This is a genomic window from Pyxidicoccus fallax (assembly GCF_012933655.1).
GTDB classification, from domain to species: Bacteria; Myxococcota; Myxococcia; order Myxococcales; family Myxococcaceae; genus Myxococcus; species Myxococcus fallax.
Map to the genome: position 1 here is coordinate 1 of NZ_JABBJJ010000558.1, position 4,795 is coordinate 4,795.

General features: G+C 69.9%; 6 protein-coding genes. 3 read left to right on the forward strand and 3 right to left on the reverse strand.

Annotated features, from left to right (window positions below; translation table 11 throughout):
* Nucleotides 1–580: zinc-ribbon domain-containing protein (locus HG543_RS51450; protein WP_211194755.1), on the reverse strand; the 580-nt coding region annotated here is incomplete at its 3' end.
* Between the two features lie 166 nt (nucleotides 581–746).
* Here HG543_RS51450 and HG543_RS51455 point away from each other — a divergent pair.
* Nucleotides 747–1,415 (forward strand): polyhydroxyalkanoate synthesis regulator DNA-binding domain-containing protein, encoded by a 669-nt coding sequence (locus HG543_RS51455; RefSeq protein WP_169352327.1) that lies wholly within the window; start codon nucleotides 747–749, stop codon nucleotides 1,413–1,415.
* 13 nt (nucleotides 1,416–1,428) lie between these two features.
* On the opposite strand, the gene HG543_RS51460 is transcribed toward HG543_RS51455, so the two are convergent.
* On the reverse strand, nucleotides 1,429–2,232 hold the full coding sequence (locus HG543_RS51460; RefSeq protein ID WP_169352328.1) for a ParA family protein: 804 nt from the start codon (nucleotides 2,230–2,232) through the stop codon (nucleotides 1,429–1,431).
* A 10-nt stretch (nucleotides 2,233–2,242) separates the two neighbouring features.
* Nucleotides 2,243–2,548, reverse strand: coding sequence for a hypothetical protein (locus HG543_RS51465; protein ID WP_169352329.1), 306 nt, complete (start codon nucleotides 2,546–2,548; stop codon nucleotides 2,243–2,245).
* Nucleotides 2,549–2,714: 166 nt separating this feature from the next.
* Between HG543_RS51465 and HG543_RS51470 the strand changes: the two genes are divergently transcribed.
* Together HG543_RS51470 and HG543_RS51475 are read left to right on the forward strand one after the other, a co-directional pair.
* The gene (locus HG543_RS51470) at nucleotides 2,715–3,629 is read left to right on the forward strand and encodes an ArsA family ATPase (protein ID WP_169352330.1); all 915 of its coding nucleotides are present in this window, start codon (nucleotides 2,715–2,717) and stop codon (nucleotides 3,627–3,629) included.
* The gene (locus HG543_RS51475; protein ID WP_169352331.1) at nucleotides 3,626–4,741 is read left to right on the forward strand and encodes an ArsA-related P-loop ATPase; all 1,116 of its coding nucleotides are present in this window, start codon (nucleotides 3,626–3,628) and stop codon (nucleotides 4,739–4,741) included. The genes HG543_RS51470 and HG543_RS51475 overlap by 4 nt, the downstream gene beginning before the upstream one ends.
* The last annotated feature ends 54 nt before the right edge of the window (nucleotides 4,742–4,795 follow it).

The window sequence follows — 4,795 nt, forward strand, 5'->3', positions numbered from 1 at the left end:
CACCCGCCCCTGGCAGCGGCACGGCCCCGCCAAACGCGGACGTATCCCGGGGCTGGGCAGGAGGAGGCACCGCGCCGCCATACAGGCCTGTCACTGGAGCCGGCGCCCCCGCGCCCCTCGCCGGAGACGGCAGCGGCACGGCCCCCGGAGCCCCGGGGCCGGTCAGGTCGAAGGGACTGGCGGACGGGCGCGCCGCGGGAGGCAAAGGCACCGGGCCCACCCGGGTAGGCTCGCGGAAGACCCCCGATTCGCCGTCGAGGTCCCCGTCCATGCTGTTCCAGGGCATCGAAGGGGGCGGGCTGGCGACCGGCTGCCGGCTCGCCTCCACTCCCTGGGCGAAGAACCCCGGCTTCGTTATCTCCACGCCTTTGGGGTCCTGGGCGACACCGAAACGCGCGAACGGGTCCGCCTCGCCGGCCGCGGTGGGAGCAGGCGCCATGCCCCCGTCGGCCGGATTGGCCTCACGGGTGACCCGGAAGGTGTTCTGGCATTTGGTACAGCGGACCTTGACCCCCTTTTCGGTCACCTTCTCGTCGGGGATCTTGAACCGCGTCTGGCACCGTTCACACTTGACGATCATTCATCAGCCCAGCAGGGACGACGAGTATAGAGGCAGGACGATGATGCGGCGAGCCGGGCTGTCGTAGCTTGCTCGACCCCCACCCCTCTGCTACGAGGTTCGCCCTGCGAAAATCCAGCGGGCACGTGGCTCGATGTCGAGCCCAACAAAAGGGGCGGAGAGGCACATGAGCGAGGCCGAGCAAGCAGGCGCTCCCGGCAAGGAGCCCAAGATCATCAAGCGGTACACGAACCGGAAGCTCTACGACACCGTGGAGAGCCGTTACGTCACCCTTGATGAAATCGCCGCGATGATCAAGGAGGGAACCGAGGTACGAATTGTCGACAATCGTACCAAGGAAGACCTGACCTCCGTCACGCTCGCGCAGATCATTTTCGAGGAGGAGAAGAAGAAGAACCAGATGCCGCTGTCGGTGCTGCGGGAGATCATCCGCCACCCCGGCGAGTCCATCTCGGGCTTCATCCAGAAGGAAGTCACTCCGCGCGTGGTCTCCATCCGCGAGGAGGCCGAGTCCCGCCTGGACAAGCTCCTGCGCCGTGAAGAGGGCGGCCGCGCCGGCACGCCCGAGGAGCAGGCGGCCGAGGCCGAGCAGCCCGCCGCCGCCCCTACCGCCGACTCCGCGGCCGCCGCCGGCCTCAGCCCCGCCGACCTGCTCAAGGCCAGCCAGCGCGCCTTCGAGGACTGGCAGCGGAAGATCGACGAGCGCGTGAAGCACGTCGTCGAGAACCTCACCGGCAACCTCCCCGCCCTGGGCCGCGACATGGCGTCGCTCACCCAGCGCCTCGAGGAGCTGGAGAAGAAGCTCGAGCAGTACGAGCAGCAGAAGAAGCAGTAGCGCCCGGTCAGCGCTACGCCACCTCCGGCGCCCGCCTCCGCTTCCGGGGGGCGGGCCCGCCGTGGAGCTCGGCGGCGATGGCCGCCAGCATCTGGGCGCCCCGGCTCTTCGGCGCGTACTCCCAGATGGTCTTCCCGTGGCTCTGCGCCTCGTCCACCTTGACGTCGTAGCCCAGCGGCGTGGCCGCCAGCGCGTCCGGGAAGTAGGCCTTCAGCCGCTCGAGAATCGCCGTGGCCAGCGCCGTCTTCCGGTACAGCGTGGGCACCACCTTGGTGACGCGCAGCTCCGGCCGCCCCTCCGCCTCGCCCACCTGCCGCACCGTGTCCGCCAGCTCCGCGCAGCCGTCCAGCGCCAGGTACGTCAGCGCCACCGGCACCACCACCTCCGTGGCGGCCACGAGGATGTTGCGCGTGGTGAGCCCCATGGACGGGGGCGCGTCGAACACGACGACGTCGTAGCCCGCGGCTTGCGCGGCCTCGAGCCGCTCCGCCAGCCGGTGCGCCCGGCGCGCGTCCCCGGCCACCGCCGTCGGGAAGTCCGCCATCTCCTTGTAGGAGGGCACCACGTCCAGGCCCTCGACGCCCGAGCGCTGGACGACGTCCTCGAAGCGCACCGCCTCGTCCGTCAGCAGGTGGAAGACGTGGTGCTTCAGCGTGCGCACGTCCACCCCGAGCACCTTGCCCGCGTGGCCCTGCGTATCCAGGTCCACCAGCAGCACGCGCAGGCCGCGCTCCCGCGCCAGCCACGCGGCGGTGTTCACCGCCAGCGTCGTCTTGCACGTGCCGCCCTTCTCGTTGATGAACGCGATGCGCCGCATGGCCTTGGGGCTACTTCTTCGGCTGGGCCTTCGCCACCAGCGTGTCCACCTTGCCCTCCACGGACGCCAGGAGCCGCTCCAAATCGTCCACCTTCGAGCGCAGCTGCTCCAGGTCCGCCGTGGACGGCAGGTTCATGGCCGACAGCGCCGTGCGCAGCGCGCTGTCCATGGTCCCCTTCGCCGCCAGCGAGCGCGCCACCAGCATCTGGATGGCCGCCACGAACTTCTCGTTCGACAGGAGCTGCTGCGCCAGCTTGCCGATCCGCTCCTCGCCCGTCTCCACGAGCTTCTTCATCACCGGGTTGTTCTTGAGCATGGGAAAGCGCGTCCTCGCGCGCGAGGCCGGTATTTCGGCCTTCGGGAAGTCAGGAAAAAGACGCCGCACTCTGTGAGGGGCCAACGCGACGTGTCAAGCAGCGCAACACCGGAGGCCAAACGCGTTGACTCCAGGAGTTACGATTCCTACGGTTCGCCGCTCTCTTATGGCCGGACTTCTCGACAAGCGTCTGTGGATCGTCTCCGGCAAGGGCGGGGTCGGCAAGAGTACCGTCGCCGCGGCCCTCGCCCTGGCCTCCGCTCGCGCCGGACGCAAGACGCTCGTCTGCGAGGTGAACACCCAGGAGCGCGTCAGCCGCTTCCTGGAGCGCCCACCCGCCGGACCCGAAGTCACCCTGCTGGAGGACAACCTCTGGGCGGTGGACGTGCGCCCCCAGGAGGCCATGCGCGAGTACGGCCTCATGGTCCTGCGCTTCGAGACCCTCTACAAGACGGTCTTCGAGAACCGGCTGGTGCGCTACTTCCTGCGCTTCATCCCTTCCCTGCAGGAGCTCGTGCTGCTCGGGAAGATCATGTACCACCTCCAGGAGACGGGGCCCGACGGGCGCCCGCGCTTCGACACCATCGTCATGGACGCACCGGCCACGGGCCACGCCATCTCCTTCCTCAGCGTGCCGCAGGTGCTGGTGCAGACGGTGCCCCCGGGCCCCATGTCGCGCGAGGCCCTGAAGATGCGCGACCTCCTGGTGGACCCGGCCATCACGGCGGCGGTGCTGGTGTCGCTACCCGAGGAGATGCCGGTGAACGAGGCGCTGGAGCTGCACGCCGCCCTGCGTGACAAGGTGAACATCCGCACGCACGCGGCGGTGCTCAACCAGTCCTTCCCGGAGCGCTTCACGGAGGCGGACCTGGAGGCACTGGCCGGCCACCCGGAGCTGCACCACGTGGCCAAGGCGCACCATGACCGGGCCGCGCAGGCGGTGCTCGCGGGCACCAAGCTGGAGCGCAACCTGCACGCCCCGGTCTTCACCGTGCCCCGCCTGTTCACGCCCGAGTTCGGGCGCGACGCCATCGAACAGGTCATGGGCCACCTCGAACCGCTGGTGACGGGGGAGATGTGAGCAAGACGGCCCTGGCGCCCGCGCTCGCGAGCAAGCGCGTCCTCATCTGCGTGGGCTCTGGCGGCGTGGGCAAGACGACGGCGGCGGCCGCGCTCGCCCTGCGCGCCTCGGTGGACGGCCGCTCCAGCCTGGTGTGCACCATCGACCCGGCGAAGCGGCTGGCCAACTCGATGGGGCTCACCGGGCTGGGCAACACGGAGACGCGCGTGCCCGCCACCGCGCTGGAGCCCCTGGGCATCCAGGCCCGCGCGCCGCTGTACGCGATGATGCTGGACATGAAGCAGACGTGGGACGACCTCATCACCCGCGTCGCTCCACCGGACCAGCGCGAGCGCATCCTGGCCAACCGCTTCTACCAGTCGCTCTCCACGGCCCTGGCCGGCAGCCAGGAGTACATCTCCATGGAGAAGCTCTGGGAGCTGCGCCGCCGCGACGCCCACGACCTCATCGTCCTGGACACGCCGCCCACCGCGCACGCGCTGGACTTCCTGGACGCGCCCAACCGGGTGCTGGACTTCCTGGACAACGAAGCCGCGAAGTGGCTGCTCGCCCCGGCGCTGAAGGCGGGCAAGTTCGGCATGTCGCTGTTCAACCGCAGCGGCTACGTCATGCGCGCGCTGGCCAAGTTCACCGGCACGGAGATGCTGCAGGAGCTCTCCAACTTCATGCTCGCCCTGTCCTCCATGAACGAGGGCTTCCGCGAGCGCGCCCGCGGCGTGCGCAAGCTCATGGAGGACCCGTCCACCGGCTTCGTGCTGGTGACGAGCCCCCACCCCGAGCGCATGGACGAGGCCATCCACTTCCACAACGTGCTGAAGCAGCACCGCATGGAGGTGGTGGCGCTGGTCGTCAACCGCGTGCACCCCCTGCCCCAGGAGGCCCTGTGGGCGGACGCGGGCACGCTGACGCCCACCCGCCGCGCCAAGGTGGAGGAGACGCTGCGCGAATTGCAGGTCCTCGCCGAGCAGGACGCGGCCGGCATCGCCCAGTTGGAGGCCGCCTGCCCGGGCGTCCCCATCATCCGGGTGCCCCGCTTCGAGCTGGACGTGCACGACATCACCGCCCTCTGGCGCACCGGCCGCTACATGCTGGGGGACGACACCCTGGGCTGAAGCGGGGGTGGGGGCCCGTCTCCCGGGCGGCCAGGCGGCAGGCGGCCAGGGAGG